Origin of the sequence: Microbacterium elymi (genome assembly GCF_021582895.2) — a bacterium.
Classification (GTDB): domain Bacteria; phylum Actinomycetota; class Actinomycetes; order Actinomycetales; family Microbacteriaceae; genus Microbacterium; species Microbacterium humicola.
In genome coordinates this window covers 1,976,092-1,996,590 of record NZ_CP091139.2, presented here as the reverse complement: position 1 = coordinate 1,996,590, position 20,499 = coordinate 1,976,092, and the positions used below count along the sequence as shown (strand labels likewise).

The window sequence follows — 20,499 nt, the reverse complement described above, 5'->3', positions numbered from 1 at the left end:
CTGAGACGGCCGGCCGGGAGGCGCCATGGTGAGCATCGACGAAGTCGCGCGGCTGGCCGGCGTGTCCACCGCCACCGTGTCGCGCGCGCTCAGCGGCCGCGGGCACGTGTCGGACGCCTCGAAGTCGCGGGTGCACGCCGCCGCCGAGTCGCTCGGCTATGTCGTGTCGGCGTCCGCGTCGAGCCTGGCATCGGGGCGGACCCGCAACGTCGGCGTGCTGGTGCCGTTCCTGCAGCGCTGGTTCTTCAGCACGGTCCTGTCCGGCGTGGCGGACGAGCTGATGCGGCACGGCTACGACATCACCCTGTACAGCCTCACCGAGGACCAGGAGCTGCGTCGCAACGTCTTCGACACGCTTGCGCCGACAGCGCGTGGACGGGGTGATCTCGATCTCGATCGAACTGGGGGATGCCGAGATCGAGCGCCTGCTCGCCCTGGGCATCCCGGTGATCGCGATCGGCGGGTCCGATCCGCGGCTGACCACGCTCACCGTGGACGACGTCGCGGTCGCCGAGCTGGCGGCCGACCACCTGCTCGCGCTCGGCCATCGCGAGATCGCGCACATCGGAGCCAGCCCCGAGTTCGATCTCGACTTCCACATCCCCACCCAGCGCCGGCAGGGCTTCGAGCGCGCGCTGGAACAGGCCGGGGTCGAGGTCAGGCCGCGGCTGTTCGAGCCGGCGGACTTCACCATCGACGGCGGATTCCGGGCGGCCAGGCACTGCCTGGGCCGGCCCGGCGAGAAGCCGACCGCGATCTTCGCGGCCTCGGACGAGATGGCCGTCGGCGCGCTGCTGGCCGCACGCGAACTGGGCTTCCGCGTTCCCACCGACCTGTCGGTGGTGGGGGTGGACGGCCACGAACTGGGCGACTTCTTCCAGCTCACCACGGTGGACCAGTTCCCGGTGCGCCAGGGCGAACGCGCGGCCGACGCGATCCTGCGCTTCCTCGAGCCCGGCGCGCATCCCCGTCCCGAGCCGGGCAGCCTCCCCTTCGAGCTGGTCGTGCGCGGCACGACCGCCCGGCCCGCAGCAGCCGCCTAGCATGCCGTTATGACCGATGCATCCCCCACCGCTCCCGCCCTGCGTCACGTGACCAGCATCCGGGTGGAGGTGGACGAGCCGATCGACCTGGGCTCCGGACCGGACGGGTGGCGCCGTATCGTGCCGATCCGCTCCGGCACCGCGACCGGCGAGCTCTCCGGTCGCGTGCTCGGCGGCGGCGCCGACTTCCAGGTCCTGCGGCCGGACGGCGTGACCGATCTGCAGGCGCGATATCCGATCCAGGTCGACGATGACACGGTGATCGAGGTGGTCAACACCGCGATCCGGGCCGGAGCGCCGGAGGATATCGACCGGCTGATGCGGGGCGAGACGGTGGATCCGGACCGGATCTACTTCCGCTGCGTTCCCGGTTGCGCGCCCCGCGCGGCGCCTGGGACTGGGTGAATCGCACGATCTTCGTGGGCACCGGCGTGCGGCACCCCGATGCCGTCGAGATCGCCGTGTTCGCCGTCGTCTGACCCGCGCCCGCGCCGTCGTCTGACCCGCGCCCGCGACGCCGTCCGACCCGCCCTCGCGGCGGCGCCGCCGCCGCCGCCAGATCACCTCTTGATCACGGGATGCCGCGCACGGCCGCGTCGCGTTGCAACCGCCCCCCGATAGGCGTAGTGTCACGCGCCGTGACAACAGAAGATCGTGATCCGGCGCCGGAGTCGCCGATCGCGAAGCGCATCCTCCTCGGCGACCCGCTCGCGTCGCAGAAAGCGGACGAGCACCTCCTGCCCAAGCGGATGGCGCTGCCGATCTTCGCGTCCGATGCGCTGTCGAGCGTGGCCTACGCCCCGCAGGAGCTGCTGATGATCCTGCTGACCGGCGGATTGGCGTTCCTGGCCTTCGCGCCCTGGGTCGCCGCGGCGGTCGTGCTGCTTGCCGTGGTCGTCCTCTCGTACCGGCAGCTGATCCGGGCGTACCCGTCCGGCGGCGGCGACTACGAGGTGGCGCGGACGAATCTCGGCGAAGTGCCCGGCGTAGTCGTGGCATCCGCTCTGCTGGTGGACTACATCCTCACCGTGGCCGTGTCGACGGCATCCGGGGTCGACAACATCATCTCGGCGCTGCCGGGACTGAACCCGTGGCGGGTCGAGCTGGCGGTGGGATGCGTCATCCTGATCATCGTCGTGAACCTGCGCGGCGTGCGCGAGGCGTCGCGCGCCTTCGCGATCCCCACCTACGTGTTCATCGCGTCGGTCGGCGTCATGGTGGTGGTGGGCATGGCGCGCACCTTCATCGGCGCGGCGCCGGTCGCCTCCAGCGCCCAGTACGGGCTGCACGCGCAGAGCATCTCGCAGGCCGCGGTGATCCTGCTGGTGCTGCGGGCCTTCTCCAGCGGCTGTTCGGCGCTGACCGGGGTGGAGGCGGTCTCGAACGGCGTGCAGGCGTTCCGCAAGCCCAAGATCCGCAACGCCCGCGCGACCCTGGCGCTGATGGGCACGATCGCCGGCCTCATGTTCGCCGGACTGGTCACGCTGGCGCTGATCTCGGGGGTGCAGTACTCCGAGAACCCGTGCGACCTGGTCGGCTTCGACTGCAAGAACCTGCCGCAAGCCGAGCCTGATGGCGCAAGCTGTCGGCGGCGACGTTCGGAATGAACTCGGTGCCGTTCTTCATCGTGCAGGCAGCGACCGCGTGCGTGCTGCTGCTGGCGGCCAACACCGCCTTCAACGGGTTCCCGCTGCTGGGTGCGGTGCTGGCCCGCGACGGCTATGCGCCGAAGGCGCTGAACACCCGTGGCGACCGCCTGGTCTACTCGAACGGCATGATCGTGCTCGGCATCGCCGCGATCGCGGTGCTGGTGGTGTACCGGGCGAACCTGAGCAATCTGATCCAGCTGTACATCATCGGCGTGTTCGTGTCGTTCTCGCTGGGCCAGATCGGGATGATCCGACATTGGATCCGCGGCCTGCGCCGGATCCAGGCGCTGCCCGCCGACGCCCGCGCGCAGGAGTCCGCCCATCGGCAAGCGCGCAGCTATCGCAAGGGCCTGGCCATCAACAGCGTGGGCGCGACCATGACCGTGGCGGTGCTGATCATCGTGACGATCACGAAGTTCACGCATGGCGCGTGGCTGGTGTTCCTGGCGATCCCCATCCTGTCCGTGCTGATGATGGGGGTCTACCGGTATTACCGGGATGTCGAGCACGAGATCCGGATGGATGACACCGTGCACTTCGGGGCGGCGGGGGATGTCGCGGTCATCCTGGTGAACCGGCTGCAGAAGCCGGTCGTCAAGGCCGTGGACTACGCCCTGGCCGCCCGGCACGACAAGACGATCGCGGTGCACGTCGGCGTCACCGAGGCCGAGTCGCGCGCGCTGCAGAAGGACTGGCAGGAGCACGGGATGCCGGTGCCGCTGATCACCATCGAGTCGCCGTTTCGCAGCTACGCCGGGCCCGTCATCGAGTTCATCAAGCAGTATCGCGCCGAGCACGGGTCGGCCGTCGTCACCGTCTACCTGCCGCAGTACATCGTCGGGCACTGGTGGGAGTCGATCCTGCACAACCGCCGCGCGCGGCGGATGGCACAGCAGCTGATGCTGGTGCACGGCGTGACGATCACGCTCGTGCCCTGGCTGCTGGATTCGTCCGAGCTCATCTACGGCCGGCGGTCGCGGCCGGTCCCCGGTCAGGATCGCGCCGGGCGGCCGTTCGCGCCGCAGACCCTGCCGCCGCCGGTGAAGCCGCACACCCCGGACCGCTGACCGCGGCCGGCCGCGGCATCCGCTCCGCCCGCTGCGGAGCGCGCACGTTTGAACCGGCCCGGCACCGCGCCTAGGGTGGGGGTCCATGGTCTCGTTCTGGAACCTCGCCCCTGCCCTGAACGCCCTGATCCTGCTGGTGATCGCCGCGGTGATCGTGATCGCCGCGGCCTATGTTCTCGGTCGCGTGCTCGGCGCTCTCGCCCGGCGCCGGCCGTGGCTCGATCTTCTCCGCCGCCGCACCCGTGTGCCGTTCCTGGTGGTCCTCTCGGTGATCCTGGCCTGGATCGCCCTGGCGGCGACCCTGCCCCTGACCGACCCCGGCGCCGTGCTGATGCGGCACGTGTTCGTCGTGCTCCTCGTGCTGTCGGCGGTGTGGGCGATCGGGTCGGTGCTCATGTTCGCGGCCGACATCGGCCTGTCGCACTACGCCACCGACGGCTCGGACGGATGGCAGGCGCGGCGCGCCCGCACCCAGGTGGTGGTGGTGCGTCGCCTGATCGGCGCGGCCACGGTGGTCATCGGCGTCGGCGCCGCGCTGCTGACGATCCCGCAGATCGCCGCACTCGGAACGACCCTGCTGGCGTCGGCCGGATTCCTGTCGGTGGTGGCCGGCCTTGCCGCCCAGTCCACGCTGGGAAACCTGTTCGCCGGCATGCAGCTGGCCTTCAGCGGGGCGGTGCGGCTGGAGGATGTCGTCGTGGTCAACGGCGAGTGGGGCTACATCGAAGAGATCACCCTCACCTATGTCGTGGTGCGGATCTGGGACGAGCGCCGGCTCGTCCTGCCCTCCACCTACTTCACCCAGCAGCCGTACGAGAACTGGACGCGCGAGTCGACCGCCGTGCTGGGCACGGTCTTCTTCGACCTCGATTGGGGCGTCGACATCCCGCGCATGCGCGCGCAGCTGGACCGCGTGCTCGATGAGAGCGGGCTGTGGGACGGAGCGGCCTCGTCGCTGCGCGTGACCGACACGGTCGGCGGGTATGTCCAGGTGCGGGCGCTGGTCAGCGCCGATGATGCGTTCAAGATGTTCGATCTGACGCGGACGGTGCGCGAAGAGATGCTGCTGGTGGCCGAGCACGAGAACCCCGAGGGCCTGCCGCGCACCCGCATCCAGACGATCCAGCGGGACGGCGAGCAGCTTCCGCGCACGCACCGGGCGCCGGTGGGCGGCGCTGCGACGGAGGATGCCGCGGACCACCGCTCGCGCGGGGATGAGACCCGGCCCATCCCGGTGATCGCGGACGCCGACGCGGATGAGGCATCCGCCGCCGACGCCCGCGACTGACGATCAGCCGAGCACCTCGCGGAGCCGGGCGGCGAACCCCGCCGGGTCGCCGGGCATGCCCGGCTGATCGGTGAAGCCCGCATGGTGGCTGGGCACGTCCATCACGCCGATCCCGACGGCGGCGGCGACGGCACGTCCGGCGCGTGCCGGCATCGTCTGGCCCGACTCGACGCCCACCGCGATGACCAGCCGGTCGCCGAGGGCCCGCAGGGCGTCGAGGTCGGGACGGTGATCGAGGATGTCCGGCATGTTGCGGAACAGCGGGTTCGTGCGGGTGCGGTCATCGACCGCCGACATGCCGAACATGGCGGGGTCCGGTTCAGGCCGCTGGAGGTAGTCGTCCGGAACGGTTCCGTCCAGCATCACGAATTGGATGAACTTCGCCATGGCCGGGCCGTCGCCGCGCTCGGCGTACGTGCGCTTCAGGTCGTCGACCACGGCGTGCACCGCGCGCTCGTCCGGCAAGCGCGGCGGTGGCCGGCTCGTGGGCCACCGCGTAGCGCACGTCCTCCGGGTGCGCGGCGACGAGGGCGAGCAGGTTCACGCCCCCGCCGCTGGTGCCGAAGGCGTCCACGGCGCCGACGCCGAGCGCCGAGATGACCCGGTGCAGGTCGTCGGCGTGCCGGTCGACGGTGATGTCGGCGGTGCCGAGCGGATTGCGCCCCGTGCCGCGCGGGTCGTAGGTCACCACCGGACGGTCGGTGAAGTGACCGGCCAGCAGGCCGAATCCTGTGGCGTCCATCGGAGCGCCGAAGAGGAACAGCACGGGGCGTTCCGGAGTCGCCGTGGCGAGGTCGCCGAGGATGTCGTAGGTGATGGCATCGTCGCCCTCGCCGACCAGCTGGGTGGTCACGGGGCGCGCCGCGTTGTCGTCGGTCATGCGGATTCCTCTCGGTCGTGCCGGGTCACGCCGGCAGCAGTTCGCGCTCGAGGCGCCGGTAGCTGGTCTCCATGCCGTCGACCATGCCCGTGGCCAGGACGATGTCGCGGGTCGCGGCATCCGGGTACTCGATGAGCAGGGTCAGGAGCGTCGCACCGTCCTCCTCGTAGAGCTGCAGGTCGTTGACGGTGGCCGGGTAGTCGGTGCCGGTCATGTGCTCGGTGGTCACCGCGCGGCGCGGCGCGTCCGAGACGAGCGTCTCGCCGTCGAAGCCGAACGCCTCACCCTCGGTGCCGGTTTCGGGCTCCCACGCGTACCGGTAGGTGCCGCCCGGGGCGGAGTCCACCTCGCACACCGTCATCCGCCATCCGTCCGGACCGAGCAGCCACTGCTTCAGCAGCTCGGGGTCGTGGTGCGCACGCCAGACGAGCTCGCGCGGGCCCTCGATCAGCCGGGTGATGCGCACGTGCTGGTCGTCCAGCACCTCGAGCCGGGTGCCCTTGCCGGCGGCGTAGTCGCGCAGGTCCTGCAGCACGGCGTCCAGCTGGTCCATGGCCATCCGGGTGCCCTCGACCATGCCCATGCCGACGGCCTTCTCGAGGTCGTCGACCGAGTGGAAGTACGTCGCCCCGTTCAGGCGCGTGCCGGTCGAGGTCGGCTCGAACGCGAACACCATCCGCATCGCCGGCATCGCGTCGTCCAGCTCGCCGTTCTCGTCGGCGAAGCCGTCCAGCACCTCGAACGAGCGGGGCGCGTCGATGGTGAGGAACTCCCAGCGACCGCGGGAGGTCTCACCGCGGGGACCGGTCATCCGGTACTGCGCGAGGCCGCCGGGCGCGAACTCGAACCCGGTGAAGGTGGCGGGCCACCCGGGGGACCCCAGAACCGTTCGAGCTGGCGGGGATCGGTGAAGACGCTCCACACGCGCTCGGGCGGGGCGGCGAAATCGGCGACGATGTTCATCGTCAGCTTCTCGGGATCGCTGGTGATGTCGATGACGGGCATGATCTCTCCTTGTGTGACGGATGCTGTGCGGTCATTCCTCGGGATCCTCGGCCAGCAGCGCGTCGATGCGATCGATACGGTGCCGCCACAGGTCCTGGTAGCGCTCGAGGGCAAGCCTGCGCCCGGGCGATCATCTCGGGATCGGTGCGCACGAGACGCTCCCTTCCCTCGGCCCGCTTGACGATCAGGCGGGCGGCTTCGAGCACGGCGACGTGCTTCTGCACCGCCGCGAACGACATGTCGTAGTCGGCGGCAAGCGTCGACACCGACTGCTCGGCGGCGATCGTGCGGCGCAGGATGTCGCGCCGCGTCGCGTCGGCGAGGGCCCGGAAGATCCGGTCCACCTCGTCGTCGCTGAGTCCAGTTCGTGCAACCATTTGGTTGTACGTTATACCCGCTCCCGGTGCCCGTCAACCCTTCGCTGCAGAATCAGGCGTACCCGTGGCCCAGCAGGCGCTTCGACGCCTTCGCGAAGTCGTCGGCGCTCGGGATGTCGAAGTCGAGCGCGTTCGCGTAGCGGGTGATCACGTTGAACGCGGCGGCGACGGCGGCCGCGTCCTCCAGCGCTGCGGGCTCACGCCCGCGGCGAAGGCGGCGCGGGCGTCGGCCGCGTCGACCCCGTCCGGGTCGCGGGTCAGCTTCTCCAGGAACAACAGCGCCGCCCGCAGCTGCGGCGAGAGCGGTGCCGCCCGGTAGTCGTCCAGCGCCCGCGCGACCACGTCGGCGTCCATGCCGTGCACGGCTACCGCGCTGTGCGCCCCGACGCAGAACGGGCACGAGTTCCAGGTCGCGACCAGCGCAGCCATCAGCTCCCGCTCGGCCACCGACCAGTCGCTCTCGCCGCGCATCGCCGCCTGCGTCCACGCGTTCAGCGCCGGTCCGACGTAGTCGGGGTGGTACATGGCCACCCGCGCGGCGTCGGGCAGCCGCATCCCCGAGACGGCGGAGACGAACCGGAACAGCAGCCGGGTCTTCAGCCGGTCGCCGTGCTCGACCTCATCCAGGCGCATCGCCGGCCTCCGCGATCGCGCGGACCGCGGCATCCCACCGCTGCGCACCCGCACCGGATGCTGCCGCCAGGATCACCTCGAAAGCCGCGCTGTCGCCGCCGGCGGCGGCGCGCACCGCCGAGACGTCCGCACCGGTGACCCGAGACGACTCCTCCCGGACCCGCTCGACGAGCGTGCGGTACGGCGGGCCCAGCGCCGACAGATCGCCGGCGAATGCCGCGGCACGCACGCCGAGGTCGCTGGTCCCCGCACCCCGCACCGCCGCTTCGAGCCGACGGCGGAGGGCGGCGTGCCCCTCGTACTCGCCCATGCCGGCAGGGTAGCCCGCTGTACGGCCGCTCACCAGACCCGACACGTCCCGCCCTCGGCCAGGTCTGCGACGCGTAGCCTGGAAGATGTGATCCCCCTCGCCGAGACCGGCGCGCTCGACGTCGCCGCCGTCCGCGCCGACTTCCCGATCCTGGCCGAGACGATCGGCGGCGCACCGCTGGTCTACCTCGATTCCGCCGCGACGAGCCAGAAGCCGCGCGCGGTGCTGGACGCCGAACGCGACTTCCTCGCGCACGGCAACGCGGCCGTCCACCGCGGAGCGCACACGCTGGCCGCCGAGGCCACGGAGCTGTTCGAGGATGCCCGAGCCACCGTGGCCGCGTTCGTCGGCGCCGCCGGCGAGAGCCTGGTGTGGACCTCGGGCGCGACGGCCGCCCTCAACCTCGTGGCGGCCGCGATCGGCAATGCGAGCATCGACGGGTCACGGTATGGGCTCACCGCGGGTGACGAGATCGTCGTGACCGAGGCCGAGCACCACGCGAACCTCATCCCGTGGCAGCAGCTGGCCGCCCGCACCGGCGCAGTGCTGCGTCACATCCCGGTCCGCGAGGACGGCACGCTCGACCTCGAGGCGGGCGGCCGGCTGATCGGCGAGCGCACCCGCGTCGTCGCCTTCGCGCACGTCTCGAACGTGCTGGGCATCGTCAATCCGGTCGCCGAGCTCGTCGCGCTGGCTCACGCCGTCGGCGCCCTCACCGTCCTCGATGCCTGCCAGTCGGCCCCGCACCTGCCCGTCGACCTGCCCGCGCTCGGCGTCGACCTCGCCGCGTTCTCGGGCCACAAGATGCTCGGCCCGTACGGCATCGGGGTGCTCTACGGCCGCAGCGAGGTGCTCGACGCGCTGCCGGCGGTGCTCACCGGCGGCTCGATGGTCACGACGGTCACTCTCGATCGCGCCGAGTTCCTGCCCGCGCCGCAGAAGTTCGAGGCGGGCACCCAGCCGGTGTCGCAGGCCATCGCCCTGGCCGCCGCCGTGCGATACCTCGACGCGCTCGGCATGCCCGCCGTGCACGCGCACGAGCGGATGCTCGAACGGCGTATGCGCGACGGGTTGCACCGGATCGACGGCATCCGGCTGCTGGGGGATGCCGCGGCCGACCGCGTCGCGCTGTGCGCATTCGAGGTGGCCGGGGTGCATGCGCACGACGTGGGCCAGGTGCTCGATGACCGCGGCATCGCGGTGCGCGTCGGCCACCATTGCGCGCAGCCGCTGCACCGTCGGTTCGGGGTGACCGCGACCGTCCGGGCGAGCGCGTCGGTTTTCACCACCGCGGACGAGGTCGACGCGTTCCTGGACGCCGTCTCGGGCGTGCGGGCGTTCTTCGGGGTGTCGCGATGAGCGGGCTCGAGTCGCTGTATCAGGACCTGATCCTGGACCATTCGCGCACCCCGCACGGCTTCGGGCTGAGCGCCGACGAGCACGCGGCCACCTCGCATCAGCGCAATCCCGTGTGCGGCGACGAGGTCACGCTGCGCGTGCACGTGGACGGGGACGTGGTGCGCGACGTCACCTGGGAGGGCTCGGGCTGCTCGATCTCGCAGGCGTCCGCGTCGATGCTCGCGGTGCTGGTGGACGACGCCGACGGGATGTCTCGGGCCGAGGCATCCGCCCTCATCGCATCGTTCCGCGAGGCCCTGCGCTCACGCGGCGAGACTCCGCTGGATGAGGAGCGGTTCGGGGATGCCGCGGCCCTGTCGGGCGTCTCGAAGTACACCGCCCGGGTCAAGTGCGCGATGCTCGCCTGGGTCGCGCTGGAGGACGCCCTCTCGCGCGCCTGAACGGCGAGGTGTATCGTTGGTGTATGACACGCACCAACATCGACCTGGACGACTCTGCCGTGGAGTCCGTGATGCGTCGGTTCGCGTTCTCGTCCAAGCGGGATGCCGTCAACTATGCGCTGCGCGCCCTCGCCGCCGATCCGCTGGACGTCGACAAGGCGCTGGCCTTGCGGGGGTCGGGGTGGGAAGGCGATCTCGACGCGCTCCGCGAGAGCCGGGCATCCTGAGGTGCTGGTCGACTCGTCCGCCTGGATCGAGTATCTGCGCGCGACAGGTTCGCCCGCGGATGCTGCCGTCGAACGGCTGATCCGCGAACAGGCTCCGCTGAAGACCTGTGAGCCGGTGATGATGGAACTGCTCGCCGGCGCGCGCTCGGACACCCACACACGCCAGTTGGAGCGACTGCTCGCGCGCGCGACCCTGCTGCCGACCCAGCCGACGGATTGGGTCGACGCCGCGCGCATCTATCGCACGGGACGTCGCGAGGGGGTGACGGTCCGCAGACTCGTCGACTGCCTCATCGCCGCCATCGCCCTGCGCAACGACGAATCGATCCTGCACCACGACGTCGATTTCGACGCCATCGCTCGCGTGACCTCGCTGACCGTCGCGCGCGACTGACCGCGGCTGCTCGCGCTCAGGGCAGGTCGTCGACGAAGCGCACGGCGGCCGCGGAGATCTGCGCACGGGCATCGTCCGCGCTGATCGTCGGCGTTCCGTCGCCGGCCTGCGGGCCGTAGGAGCCGAACTGCGCGTGCGACGCGCCGTCGATCTGCACGAACTCGGCGCCGGCGGGCAGGTTCGCCCGCGACGCGTCGACCTTCTCCGGAGTGGACAGGCCGTCCTTCGAGCCCGAGATCGACAGCACCGGCACGGTCAGCGACCCGCTGATGTCGTTCGCCGGGTAGGACGCGAAGAACATGAGCCCGACCGCGGGGTGCGTCGCCGCGGCATCCGCCTCATCCGCCTCGATGGCCGCCACCGTGCCGCCGAGAGAGTGGCCGGCCACGACCCAGCCCGTGACCTCGGCGAAGCGCGGACGCGTGGCGTCGAGCGCGCCGATGGCGAGGAACGCGATGCCCAGCGGCTGCTTCGGGATGACGACCGTGTGCCCGGCCTCGGCCAGCGGACGCAGTACGGCGGCGTACGCCCGCGCATCGACGAAGGCGCCGGGCTGGAAGAGCACGCCGACGTCGTCGACCTCGCCGGTCGGGGTCATCACGATCTCGGTGGCCGACTCGGCGACGGTGACCGCGGCATCCGACCGCATGGCCTCCAAGGCCGGTTCGGCGGCCGTGTGCGGGCGCATCCACACCGTGAGGGCGAGCCAGCCGACGCCCAGCACGATCGCGACGATGCGCAGGGTGAGACGCGCGGTCCCAGGGCGCCGGCCGCGAAGACCGACCACCCCGGTCAGGACCGACGCCACAACCGTGACGGCCAGCAGCACGGCGTAGGCGGGGTGTCCGTGCACGACGCCGCCCCACTGCGTGACGCACACCCAGACCACCACCAGCACCCCGACGCCGCCGAGCGCGACCAGCGTCCAGCTGAGGGGGTCGCGAGAGCGCGACATCCTATGCCGCCGTCAGGGCGCTGCGCCCGGCGACCAGGCACCACGCGCCGATCGCGAGGAATATGGGCGCGCCGATCAGCCCGCACCAGAAGCTCGGGGCGGCGAAATCGCGCGGCAGGAATGCGGCCACGATCGCGAGGGCGGTCAGCAGTCCGCCGGCCAGGTGCAGCGACGGGCTGGCCGAACACGACGGCGAGCGCGAAGAAGTGGATGCCGACGATCGCCAGGATCAGCGGGGCGACCAGATCCGACCGACCCGCCCGGATGACGACGAACGCGAGCACGCCGGCGATGACGAACTCGGCCCAGAACACGATGATGTAGATGACGAACGCACGGGTGTGCGGGTCGATCGCCGTCCCGGCGCCCCAGTTCTTGATCGCGAGCGGGATGCTGAGGGCCGCCAGGGCGACGCCGAGCAGCGAGAGCGCGCCCAGCACGACGCGCCATCCCGTCTGGGCAGGCGGACTCTCCTGCGCCCACCCGGCCCACATGAAAGCCGCGACGCCGAAGATGGCGCCGATCATGACGAGGTCGCGCGGATGGCCGAAGTCGAGCATGATGCCCCTTCCGATGTCTGCGCCTCACCCTAGCTGTGGCGCCCTCTCGCCGGCCAGGGGCGGCAGCGGGGCGAGGGGCGCTCGTTCCGTCGGTTCTCCACAGATTGGACAATCCGTCGGCTGTCCACAGATTGGGCGATTTTACTTCGGATGTCGGGAGCCAGTGTCAGGATGAAGTATGTCATTTTCATCCGAGCTTCGGGAGGCGGCAGACGCCCTCGCTTCCCGCCCTGAGCTCGGTGCGGCCACGCCGGATCTGCCCCGCGCGCTGCGCCACATCGATGGCGATGACCTCGTGCGGCTCCTGCGGGACGCCGCGACCCTCACCCGCGCCGTCGAGAAGGTCCGCGTGATCGGCGCCGGCATCCTGGCCGAGCGATCGGCGCGCGATATGGGGCAGTCGGGGCTTGCCGCGAAGCACGGCCATCGCACCCCGGTCGAATTCGTGCAGTCGATCGGCGGCGTCACCCGGGCCGAGGCGCGCCGGGACGTCACGCTGGGCGCGTCACTGCTGGATGGCCCGGGGGATGAACCCGGCGACGGCACGGGTGCCGGCATCGACGCGCCCGCGCCGCCCGACGCTGACAGGCCGCAGGACTGGCGCGCCCCGCTTGCGCGCGGCGCTGCTGAACGGCACCCTCTCGACCGCGCAGCATGAGGCCATCCAGCGTGGGCTCGGGGATCCGCCGGAAGATCGCGACGAGGGCGAGGCGGCCGAGGTGTGGCGCATCGCGGCCGAGCAGCTGACGGTCGAGGCGGCAGCGATGCCGGTCGAAGAGCTTGCGCGACGCGCTCGACAGGTGCGGGACGTGCTGGATGCCGCAGGAGCCGAGAAGAGATTCGCGCAAGCGGTTCGAGCGCCGGTCGTATCGAGCTGGACCGACCAGGACGGTCTGCACCACGGCCATATCGTGTACGACGACGAGATGGCGGCGTGGGTGCGCTCGATCACAGCGGCGGGACTGCGGCCGCGCCGCGGTGGACCGCGCTTCCAGACTGACGAAGAGCGGGCCGCCGAGCAGAGCCTCATCGACGATCCGCGCACGAACGAACAGCTCGAGTACGACCTGCTCATGCAGGTGCTGCGCGCCGGCGCGCTCGCGACTGCAAGCCGAGGTGTTCGGCGCGCGCCAGCCCGGCGTGCGGATGGTGACGATCGTAGATTCCGCCGGCCCGCGCGACGCGTTCGGGCGCGCGCTGATGACCGGGCACCTCGAGGACGGCGGCGATCCGCTGCCGGGTTCGGTCATCGCGCGATCCTTGTGCGAGACCGGAGCAGTGCCGGTCACCGTCGATTCGTGCGGCAACCCCCTCGACGTCGGTCGAGGCAGCGTCTGTTCACCGCGAAGCAACGGATCGCGCTGGCGATACGAGATGGCGGATGCCTGTGGCCCGGGTGCGTCGTGCCCGCGTCGTACTGCGAGGCGCACCACTGCGACCACTGGTCCGCCGACCATGGGTCCACCGACATCGACCGGGGCATCCTCCTCTGTCGATTCCATCATCTGCTGCTCCATAACGCCGGCTGGCACATTCGGCGCGGCGGCCACGGGCCATTCCTCCTGCACCGGCCGGACGGTGGTCCTCCGATCCCGGTCATCTCCCGTTCGCCGCTGCGGTGGGCGTGGGATCCACCACCCGACCGCGGCGATTGGCGTCAAGATCACGGGGGGCAGGAAGACCGACCGGTCGGAGTGCCGACTCCCGGCAGAGCTCGTGGTGCCCCGAACTAGACTGGGCACGCGGTCCCCTGTCGGCCGCCCGACACCGCCGGCTACCGCCCGGCATCCCGAACTTGGAGCTCAGTCGCGTGACCAACCCCACCGCTCAGGCACCAGCATCCGTCACCGCCAGCTCCGTGGCAGACACCGTTGAGAACGCGGCCGCGACCCCGGAGCGGGAGCAGCCGTACGGCGCCCTCGGTCTGAAGGACGACGAGTACGCGCAGATCCGCGAGATCCTCGGCCGGCGTCCCACCAGCGGCGAGCTGGCCATGTACTCGGTGATGTGGAGCGAGCACTGCTCGTACAAGTCGAGCAAGATCTACCTCAAGCGGTTCGGCCAGAAGGTCACCGACGAGATGCGCGAGCGGCTCATGGTCGGCATGGGTCAGAACGCCGGTGTGGTCGACATCGGCCAGGGCTGGGCGGTCACCTTCAAGGTGGAGAGCCACAACCACCCCAGCTACATCGAGCCGTTCCAGGGCGCCGCCACCGGCGTCGGCGGGATCGTGCGCGACATCATCTCGATGGGGGCCCGCCCGGTCGCGGTGATGGACCAGCTGCGCTTCGGCGCCATCGACCACCCCGACACCGCGCGCGTGGTGCACGGCGTGGTGTCGGGCATCTCGTTCTACGGCAACTGCCTGGGCCTGCCCAACATCGGCGGCGAGACGGTGTTCGACCCGGTGTACCAGGGCAACCCGCTGGTCAACGCCCTGGCCGTCGGGGTGCTGCGCCACGAAGACCTGAAGCTGGCCAACGCGTCCGGCACCGGCAACAAGGTCGTGCTGTTCGGCGCCCGCACCGGCGGTGACGGCATCGGCGGAGCATCCATCCTCGCCTCCGACACGTTCGCCGCCGGCGGGCCGACCAAGCGTCCGGCCGTGCAGGTGGGCGACCCGTTCGCCGAGAAGGTGCTCATCGAGCGCTGCCTCGAACTGTACCGGGGCGAACTGGTCGAGGCGATCCAGGACCTCGGAGCCGCCGGCATCTCGTGCGCGACCTCCGAGCTGGCCGCCAACGGCGGCTCGGGCATGCGCGTGGATCTGGAGAACGTGCTGCTGCGCGACCCCTCGCTCACGCCCGAAGAGATCCTCATGAGCGAGAGTCAGGAGCGCATGATGGCCATCGTCGCGCCGGACAAGCTCGACGCCTTCCTCGCGGTGACCGGAAAGTGGGATGTCGAGACCAGCGTGCTCGGCGAGGTCACCGGCGACGGCCGCCTGAAGATCTACTGGCACGGCGAGCAGATCGTGGATGTCGACCCGTCGACGGTGGCCGTCGACGGCCCGGTGTACGAGCGCCCCGTCGCCTACCCCGCGTGGCTGGACGCGCTCGAGCAGGACCCGGCGGCCGCGCTGCCGCGGTCCACCGATCCCGACGTCCTGCGCTCGCAGTTCCTGCAAGCTGGTGGCCGGCCCCAACCAGGCCGACACGTCCTGGATCACGAACCAGTACGACTACTACGTCGGCGGCAACACGGCGCTGGCGTTCCCCGACGACGCGGGCATGATCCGGGTCGACGAGAACTCGGGCCTCGGCTTCGCGATCGCCACCGACGCGAACGGCCGATACTGCCAGCTCGAACCCTATCAGGGGGCCAAACTCGCCCTCGCCGAGGCGTACCGCAACGTCGCCGTGACCGGGGCGACCCCGGCGGCGGTCACCGACTGCCTCAACTTCGGCAGCCCGGAGAACCCCGAGGTCATGTGGCAGTTCAGCCAGGCCGTCGACGGCCTCGCCGACGGATGTCTCGAGCTCGGCATCCCCGTCACCGGCGGCAACGTCAGCTTCTACAACCAGACCGGCGAGGTCCCGATCCACCCCACGCCGGTCGTGGGCGTGATGGGCATCATCGACGACGTCGCCCACCGCATTCCATCCGGCTGGCAGGACGAGGGCGAGAACATCTACCTGCTCGGGGTGACCGCCACCGAGCTGAGCGGATCGGCCTGGGCGGCCACCGTGCACCAGCACCTCGGGGGGCGGCCGCCGGCCGTCGACCTCGAGGCCGAGAAGCGCCTCGCGCACCTGCTGCGCGCCGCCAACGACCAGAACCTGATCTCCAGCGCGCACGATCTGTCCGAGGGCGGGCTGGCCCAGACGCTGGCCGACGGTGTGCTGCGGTTCGGCGTCGGCGCCCGGGTCTGGCTCGACGAGATCATCGACCGCGACGGGGTGGATGCCGCATCCGCCCTGTTCGCCGAGTCGACCGGCCGCGTCATCGTGTCCGTGCCGCGCGAAGAGGACGTCAAGTTCCGCGGGCTGTGCCAGGGCCGTGGCTACCCGGTGCTGCGCATCGGCGTGACCGATCAGGCCGGCGCCGACGCCGCACTCGAGGTGCAGGGAGTGTTCACCGTTCCGGTCGACGAGCTTGCGCGCGACATCCGCCGCCACCCTGCCGGCGGCCTTCGGACCGACCATCGCGGAGTGATCACCGGGCGGCGTCCGCGCCTGCCCCTAGACTTGAACGCATGTCGAGCGATGAGGACTACGGGCCCCTGAACGAGCGGCGCCAGCGTCGCATCAAGGTGATCGCCTGGGTCGTCATCGTCGCGCTCATCCTCGTGGCCGGCGGTGCCACCGTCCTCGCGCTGCTGTTCGGTTGACCTCGGGCCGAGCGCCCACCGCCGTCATGGGTACCATGGCAGGGTGCATGACTTCTGGCAGTTCGCCGGCAGCTACTGGTGGCTGATCTTCCCGCTGATGGGCGTCCTCGGGGGCGCCGGCAAGGCGTGGGAGCGCAACGCGCGCAGCCGGCACGAGCGGCGACTGGAGATCCTGCACGCGAAGGCCGAGATCACCTCGGCCAAGGCGGCGGCCCGGGGGACGGGCCGGGCCACGGGCCGGGCGGTCGCGGCATCCCCCGCTTCCGTCGAGCAGTCGCACGCCGAGCAGCTCACCCAGCTGTTCCGCGCGCACGACGCGGTGACCAAGCGCTGGCTGGACTACGAGCTGGATGTCGCGAAGCTGATCGCGTTCCCCGCGATGAGCGACGGACGCCAGCCGCTGACCGCGGCGTTCCTGCGGGCGAAGAAGGTCGCGGACCGGTTGCGCCCGGACTCGGAGAAGGTCCGGGTGACGAAGGAGCAAGCTGGACGAGTACCGCAACGCGGTGACCGACTTCGAGGTGGCGTTCGACGTCGCCGAACAGGATGCCCGCCGACTCCGGGACTCGTCGTTCACCGAGCCCGAGCGCAAGCGCCTCGACACGGCGAAGCAGCTGCTGACCGTCGCCATCGACCAGGCGGCGACCCCCGCCGAGCGCCAGGTCGCGTACAAGCGGGTGCGCGAAGAGCTCGACGGACTCATCTCGCTGTCGGACGGCGCGATCGAGGTGCTCGAGAAGAAGGTGGCGCTGGCCCTGCCACCGGGTGCCACGCTTCCGCCGCCCGCCGCGGAGACGCCTGCCGCGACACCTGCCGCGACCACCCCCGGTGCAACCCCGCCGCCGGGCGCCGCAGATGCGCCCTGGCCGGTCCCCCGCCGCAGCGGCGCCCCAGACGGCCGCGCCTGACCATCAGCCAGTGGCCTGATCCAGCACGGGGCTCATCCAACACCGGGCTCATCCAACACGGGCCTCATCCAGGACCGCGCTCATGCAGTACCGCGCTCATGCAGTACCGCGCTCATCCAGGACGGGATGCAGGTGCTTGGTGGTGAGCACGGTCGCCGCATGCCGTGCGCCCGCGGCGAGCGCCTCGGGCGCCTCGGCCCCGTCGAGCGTCGCGTCCAGCACGCCGACCAGGAACGCATCACCGGCGCCGTTGACGTCGACCACCTCGACCGGGACGGCGGCGACACGGTGCTCGCGCCCGGCCGCATCCACCGCGACCGCGCCGTCCGCGCCGAGCGTGCACACGGCAAGCGACGCCCCGCGGTCGACCACGGTACGCAGGAACGGCAGGGGGTCGCCGATGGCGTCCGCGTTCATGAACACGGCGTCGGCTTGCCGCGACGAACGGCCGCGCGAACTCCGCGGTGCCGTCGTAGTCGTGCACATCGGTCCAGATCGGGCGACCGGTCCGCCGCGCCTCGGGGATGAGCCGGCGCGCCTCGGCCGCGAGATCGAGCACGATGGCTGCGGCATCCGCCATCGCGGCCGTGACGGCCGCGGCGGTCCGGGCACGGGATGCGGCGGAGGCCTCACCCGGCGCCGACAGGTACAGCGAGACGCGCTCGCCCGCCGGCGTCATCAGGTTGAGGTGGCGCTCTGTGGCGTCGGCCGCCCCGGTGATGAGCTCGACGCCGGCACCGCGCAGGGCCTCCGCGATGCGGGCGGCCTCGGCATCCTCGCCCAGCAGCGTGTGCAGAACCGGCCGTCGACCCAGTGCCGCCAGCCCGAGCGCCTTGCCGGCCGACGTGCCGCCGACCGTCTCGTGCTCGGCGAGCGCGAACTGCATGTGCGGCACGGGGTCGGGCAGCCGGTCGAGCAGCACGATGCGGTTCCATGACGCGGGGCCCGCGATGAAGACGGTCACCGGTCCATCCTGCCGCCTCGGTCCGGCCGATCGGCGTCGCAACGGCAGGGCGGATCGTGCATTTCGGCGCCGCGGCGACCCCGGGTCCGCGATCCGGCCTGCCGTTGCCACGGCTCAGGGAGGTCCCTGGCCGGGCGGGGTCAGACCTCGGTGGCCTCGACCTTGACGGTCTTGGCCAGCTCGGCGTCGGTGACGGGCACGTCGGCGCGGTTGCTTGGGATGAACAGGGTCAGGACCGCCGACGCGGTCGCGGCGATCGCGGCGACGAGATAGACGACCTGGAAGCCCGAGCCGAGGGATGCGCCGGCCAGCCCCATGATGTCGCCCTGCGATCCGCTCAGTGCTGCGATGGCGCCGTCGACGGTCGCCTGCGGGGCGCCCGAGGCTCCCAGCTGAGCGGCGAACTGGCCGACGACGCCGTCCCAGCCCGAGAGCCACGCCAGCGGAGGCACCTGCGACAGCCCCGCGACGGCCTCGGCCGGCAGACCAGCACCGGTCAGCACGCCCGCGATCGGGGCGGCGAAGGCGGCCGCGCCGAGACCGAACGCGATGGCTGAGCCCACGACGGGTCCGAGCGTGAAGCCGAGGTCGCGCATGAGGCTGGTGGTCGCCGACGCCATGCCGATCTCGTGCGGCTTGCACGGTGTTGATCGCGACGGCCGTGATCGAGCCGATGGTCAGCGCGAAGCCGATGCCGAGCAGGAGCAGCGGTGCGAGGAAGTCCTGCCATGGCGCGCCGCCGAACTGCGCGGGCACACCGACCTTGTAGGTGGAGAGCCAGTATCCGCTCGCGGCGATGAACGCGAACCCGACGGTGAGGATCCACCGCGGCGACACGGAGTGGATGAGGCGTCCGACCAGCGGCGCCAGCACGAACGCGGGGCCCTGGATGCACACGAACAGCACGCCGAGCACCCACACCGGGCTCTGCTGGAGGGCACCGACGGAGATCGAGGTGGAGAACGCCGTCGCGAGGAACGCGAACATGCCGATCACGGCGACAATGCTGCCGATCGAGTACGCGCGGTTCTTGAAGAGCGACAGGTGCAGCAGAGGCGCCTTCGAGCGCAGTTCGATGACGATGAATGCGGCCAGGGTCACCGCGCCGACGATGTAGCCGGCGATGACCTGCCACGCCGACCATCCCGAGTCGACGGCGGTGACGGTGGCGTAGAGCACCGCGATCAGGCCGACCGCGAACGTGATCTGACCGGGGATGTCGAGCTTCCGGCCCGCCGGCGCCGACGAGTCGCGGGTCGCCAGGGACACGAAGACGAGGACGATGGCCACCACCACGATCACCCAATACGACACGCGCCATCCGCTGAAGACGTTCGGTGCCCCCGGCGCCGCCCCCGGGACGGTGAAGAACTGGTCGGTCAGCCCGGCCATGACCGGCGAGATGACGGCTCCGAGCGAGAGGAACCCGGCCCACATCGCGATCACGCGTGCACGCCGCCTCGGGTCGGGGGTCAGCGCGGCCACCATCGCCAGGCCGATCGGGAACAGCAACCCGGCCCCGATGCCGATGACCGCCTGGGCGAAGATCATGAAGCCGATCGTGCCGGCGACGGCGGACAGCGCGGCGCCGACGATCACCAGGGCGCTGCCCGCGACCATGAGCTTCTTGCGACCGAACAGGTCGCCGAGCAGTCCGAACGTGAGCTCGAAGGCGACGATACCGATCTCGAAGATCGCCGTGATCCAGGTCAGTCCCGCGCCGGAGGCGTGGAACTCGGCGGCGAACGCGCCGTTCAGGGCTCCAGGGATCGCGTAGGCGGTCTGGGCGAGCGCCACGGACAGGAACGCGGCGGCGAAGGTCGCCCGCACCGATCCGCGCGAGGCGATGATCGTGGTGGTCTGTGTGCTGGACATGGCTGCGGGAACCCCTTCGTTCCAAACGACGACGCGGCACGTGGGTGCGTGCTGTGATGATTGAACACGTTTCTTTACACTCTGTCAAGTGACTTGTCGCATCGTGAGCCGAACGGCCGATCGGCGGCACTGCGCGCCGAGGCCAGTCGGCGTGCGCACCCGGACCAGCGCGGCTGTCGTCGGCGCCGCAGACTGGGGCCGACGCCCGCGCCACTGCGGATGTCTGGACAACGGG

General features: G+C 71.1%; 20 protein-coding genes and 5 pseudogenes. 14 read left to right on the top strand and 11 right to left on the bottom strand.

Features of this window, described 5'->3' with window-relative positions; all coding sequences use genetic code 11:
• Positions 1 to 25 precede the first annotated feature (25 nt).
• The 5 genes and pseudogenes from L2X98_RS10890 to L2X98_RS10875 all read left to right on the top strand — a co-directional run bounded on the left by L2X98_RS10890 (position 26) and on the right by L2X98_RS10875 (position 5,047).
• Positions 26 to 1,043 (top strand): annotated as a pseudogene (locus L2X98_RS10890) (LacI family DNA-binding transcriptional regulator).
• A 9-nt stretch (positions 1,044 to 1,052) separates the two neighbouring features.
• Positions 1,053 to 1,448: a DUF3237 family protein gene (locus L2X98_RS10885; protein ID WP_354002748.1), complete on the top strand. Its 396-nt coding sequence runs from the start codon at positions 1,053 to 1,055 to the stop codon at positions 1,446 to 1,448.
• Entirely contained in the window at positions 1,415 to 1,522 is a 108-nt protein-coding gene (locus L2X98_RS20965) for a DUF3237 family protein (RefSeq protein WP_354002747.1), read from the top strand. Before L2X98_RS10885 ends, L2X98_RS20965 begins: the two co-directional genes overlap by 34 nt.
• Positions 1,523 to 1,621: 99 nt before the next feature.
• A pseudogene (locus tag L2X98_RS22290) lies at positions 1,622 to 3,759 on the top strand (APC family permease).
• 85 nt (positions 3,760 to 3,844) lie between these two features.
• Positions 3,845 to 5,047 carry a mechanosensitive ion channel family protein gene (locus tag L2X98_RS10875; RefSeq protein ID WP_259610917.1) on the top strand — a complete coding sequence of 401 codons (1,203 nt, stop codon included), beginning with the start codon at positions 3,845 to 3,847 and terminating at the stop codon, positions 5,045 to 5,047.
• A 3-nt stretch (positions 5,048 to 5,050) separates the two neighbouring features.
• Here L2X98_RS10875 and L2X98_RS10870 read toward each other — a convergent pair whose 3' ends face one another.
• From L2X98_RS10870 to L2X98_RS10845, 6 genes and pseudogenes are all read right to left on the bottom strand, one after another.
• Positions 5,051 to 5,410, bottom strand: a complete 360-nt coding sequence (locus tag L2X98_RS10870; RefSeq protein ID WP_259610916.1) for a hypothetical protein — start codon at positions 5,408 to 5,410, stop codon at positions 5,051 to 5,053.
• Entirely contained in the window at positions 5,367 to 5,927 is a 561-nt protein-coding gene (locus L2X98_RS10865) for an alpha/beta fold hydrolase (RefSeq protein WP_259610915.1), read from the bottom strand. Before L2X98_RS10865 ends, L2X98_RS10870 begins: the two co-directional genes overlap by 44 nt.
• A 25-nt stretch (positions 5,928 to 5,952) precedes the next feature.
• Positions 5,953 to 6,932, bottom strand: a pseudogene (locus tag L2X98_RS10860) (SRPBCC family protein).
• A gap of 31 nt (positions 6,933 to 6,963) precedes the next feature.
• Positions 6,964 to 7,309, bottom strand: a pseudogene (locus tag L2X98_RS10855) (ArsR/SmtB family transcription factor).
• A gap of 147 nt (positions 7,310 to 7,456) precedes the next feature.
• A complete protein-coding gene (locus L2X98_RS10850) occupies positions 7,457 to 7,942 on the bottom strand; it encodes a carboxymuconolactone decarboxylase family protein (protein WP_259610914.1) in 486 nt (161 codons plus the stop codon).
• Positions 7,929 to 8,252 carry a hypothetical protein gene (locus tag L2X98_RS10845; protein WP_259610913.1) on the bottom strand — a complete coding sequence of 108 codons (324 nt, stop codon included), beginning with the start codon at positions 8,250 to 8,252 and terminating at the stop codon, positions 7,929 to 7,931. Before L2X98_RS10845 ends, L2X98_RS10850 begins: the two co-directional genes overlap by 14 nt.
• A gap of 87 nt (positions 8,253 to 8,339) precedes the next feature.
• Here L2X98_RS10845 and L2X98_RS10840 point away from each other — a divergent pair, with 87 nt between their 5' ends.
• The 4 genes from L2X98_RS10840 to vapC are packed head-to-tail and all read left to right on the top strand — an operon-like array spanning position 8,340 to position 10,672.
• Entirely contained in the window at positions 8,340 to 9,611 is a 1,272-nt protein-coding gene (locus L2X98_RS10840; RefSeq protein WP_259610912.1) for an aminotransferase class V-fold PLP-dependent enzyme, read from the top strand.
• Positions 9,608 to 10,051, top strand: coding sequence for a Fe-S cluster assembly sulfur transfer protein SufU (sufU, locus tag L2X98_RS10835; protein WP_259610911.1), 444 nt, complete (start codon positions 9,608 to 9,610; stop codon positions 10,049 to 10,051). The genes L2X98_RS10840 and sufU overlap by 4 nt, the downstream gene beginning before the upstream one ends.
• A 23-nt stretch (positions 10,052 to 10,074) precedes the next feature.
• Positions 10,075 to 10,278 (top strand): type II toxin-antitoxin system VapB family antitoxin, encoded by a 204-nt coding sequence (locus L2X98_RS10830; RefSeq protein ID WP_259610910.1) that lies wholly within the window; start codon positions 10,075 to 10,077, stop codon positions 10,276 to 10,278.
• A 1-nt stretch (position 10,279) separates the two neighbouring features.
• A complete protein-coding gene (gene vapC / locus L2X98_RS10825; protein WP_259610909.1) occupies positions 10,280 to 10,672 on the top strand; it encodes a type II toxin-antitoxin system VapC family toxin in 393 nt (130 codons plus the stop codon).
• A gap of 16 nt (positions 10,673 to 10,688) precedes the next feature.
• Here the strand turns inward: vapC and L2X98_RS10820 are convergent, their stop codons facing one another.
• Complete coding sequence (locus L2X98_RS10820; protein WP_259610908.1) at positions 10,689 to 11,570, bottom strand: alpha/beta hydrolase; 882 nt, start codon at positions 11,568 to 11,570, stop codon at positions 10,689 to 10,691.
• On the bottom strand, positions 11,465 to 12,187 hold the full coding sequence (locus tag L2X98_RS10815; protein ID WP_259610907.1) for a hypothetical protein: 723 nt from the start codon (positions 12,185 to 12,187) through the stop codon (positions 11,465 to 11,467). Before L2X98_RS10815 ends, L2X98_RS10820 begins: the two co-directional genes overlap by 106 nt.
• A gap of 178 nt (positions 12,188 to 12,365) precedes the next feature.
• On the opposite strand from L2X98_RS10815, the gene L2X98_RS10810 reads away from it, so the two are divergent.
• The 5 genes and pseudogenes from L2X98_RS10810 to L2X98_RS10790 all read left to right on the top strand — a co-directional run bounded on the left by L2X98_RS10810 (position 12,366) and on the right by L2X98_RS10790 (position 17,571).
• Entirely contained in the window at positions 12,366 to 12,845 is a 480-nt protein-coding gene (locus L2X98_RS10810; protein WP_259610906.1) for a hypothetical protein, read from the top strand.
• Complete coding sequence (locus L2X98_RS10805; RefSeq protein WP_259610905.1) at positions 12,799 to 13,920, top strand: HNH endonuclease signature motif containing protein; 1,122 nt, start codon at positions 12,799 to 12,801, stop codon at positions 13,918 to 13,920. The genes L2X98_RS10810 and L2X98_RS10805 overlap by 47 nt, the downstream gene beginning before the upstream one ends.
• A gap of 77 nt (positions 13,921 to 13,997) precedes the next feature.
• Positions 13,998 to 16,342, top strand: a pseudogene (gene purL, locus L2X98_RS10800) (phosphoribosylformylglycinamidine synthase subunit PurL).
• A gap of 40 nt (positions 16,343 to 16,382) precedes the next feature.
• Positions 16,383 to 16,517, top strand: a complete 135-nt coding sequence (locus L2X98_RS10795; RefSeq protein WP_259610904.1) for a hypothetical protein — start codon at positions 16,383 to 16,385, stop codon at positions 16,515 to 16,517.
• A 43-nt stretch (positions 16,518 to 16,560) separates the two neighbouring features.
• Complete coding sequence (locus L2X98_RS10790; RefSeq protein ID WP_354002744.1) at positions 16,561 to 17,571, top strand: hypothetical protein; 1,011 nt, start codon at positions 16,561 to 16,563, stop codon at positions 17,569 to 17,571.
• Here the strand turns inward: L2X98_RS10790 and L2X98_RS10785 are convergent.
• The 3 genes from L2X98_RS10785 to L2X98_RS10775 all read right to left on the bottom strand — a co-directional run bounded on the left by L2X98_RS10785 (position 17,522) and on the right by L2X98_RS10775 (position 20,264).
• The gene (locus L2X98_RS10785; protein WP_259610903.1) at positions 17,522 to 17,770 is read right to left on the bottom strand and encodes a PfkB family carbohydrate kinase; all 249 of its coding nucleotides are present in this window, start codon (positions 17,768 to 17,770) and stop codon (positions 17,522 to 17,524) included. The two genes, L2X98_RS10790 and L2X98_RS10785, sit on opposite strands and share 50 nt — an antisense overlap.
• Positions 17,664 to 18,389 carry a carbohydrate kinase family protein gene (locus L2X98_RS10780; RefSeq protein WP_259610902.1) on the bottom strand — a complete coding sequence of 242 codons (726 nt, stop codon included), beginning with the start codon at positions 18,387 to 18,389 and terminating at the stop codon, positions 17,664 to 17,666. The genes L2X98_RS10785 and L2X98_RS10780 overlap by 107 nt, the downstream gene beginning before the upstream one ends.
• A gap of 114 nt (positions 18,390 to 18,503) precedes the next feature.
• On the bottom strand, positions 18,504 to 20,264 hold the full coding sequence (locus L2X98_RS10775; RefSeq protein ID WP_259610901.1) for an MFS transporter: 1,761 nt from the start codon (positions 20,262 to 20,264) through the stop codon (positions 18,504 to 18,506).
• Between the last annotated feature and the right edge of the window lie 235 nt (positions 20,265 to 20,499).

Coding starts and splice junctions, on each gene's coding strand:
- L2X98_RS10885 (WP_354002748.1), top strand. CDS start 1,053: ATGACCGATGCATCCCCCACCGCTCCCGCCCTGCGTCACGTGACCAGC.
- L2X98_RS10875 (WP_259610917.1), top strand. CDS start 3,845: ATGGTCTCGTTCTGGAACCTCGCCCCTGCCCTGAACGCCCTGATCCTG.
- L2X98_RS10870 (WP_259610916.1), bottom strand. CDS start 5,410: ATGCTGGACGGAACCGTTCCGGACGACTACCTCCAGCGGCCTGAACCG.
- L2X98_RS10865 (WP_259610915.1), bottom strand. CDS start 5,927: ATGACCGACGACAACGCGGCGCGCCCCGTGACCACCCAGCTGGTCGGC.
- L2X98_RS10850 (WP_259610914.1), bottom strand. CDS start 7,942: ATGCGCCTGGATGAGGTCGAGCACGGCGACCGGCTGAAGACCCGGCTG.
- L2X98_RS10845 (WP_259610913.1), bottom strand. CDS start 8,252: ATGGGCGAGTACGAGGGGCACGCCGCCCTCCGCCGTCGGCTCGAAGCG.
- sufU (WP_259610911.1), top strand. CDS start 9,608: ATGAGCGGGCTCGAGTCGCTGTATCAGGACCTGATCCTGGACCATTCG.
- L2X98_RS10830 (WP_259610910.1), top strand. CDS start 10,075: ATGACACGCACCAACATCGACCTGGACGACTCTGCCGTGGAGTCCGTG.
- L2X98_RS10815 (WP_259610907.1), bottom strand. CDS start 12,187: ATGCTCGACTTCGGCCATCCGCGCGACCTCGTCATGATCGGCGCCATC.
- L2X98_RS10810 (WP_259610906.1), top strand. CDS start 12,366: ATGTCATTTTCATCCGAGCTTCGGGAGGCGGCAGACGCCCTCGCTTCC.
- L2X98_RS10795 (WP_259610904.1), top strand. CDS start 16,383: ATGTCGAGCGATGAGGACTACGGGCCCCTGAACGAGCGGCGCCAGCGT.
- L2X98_RS10775 (WP_259610901.1), bottom strand. CDS start 20,264: ATGTCCAGCACACAGACCACCACGATCATCGCCTCGCGCGGATCGGTG.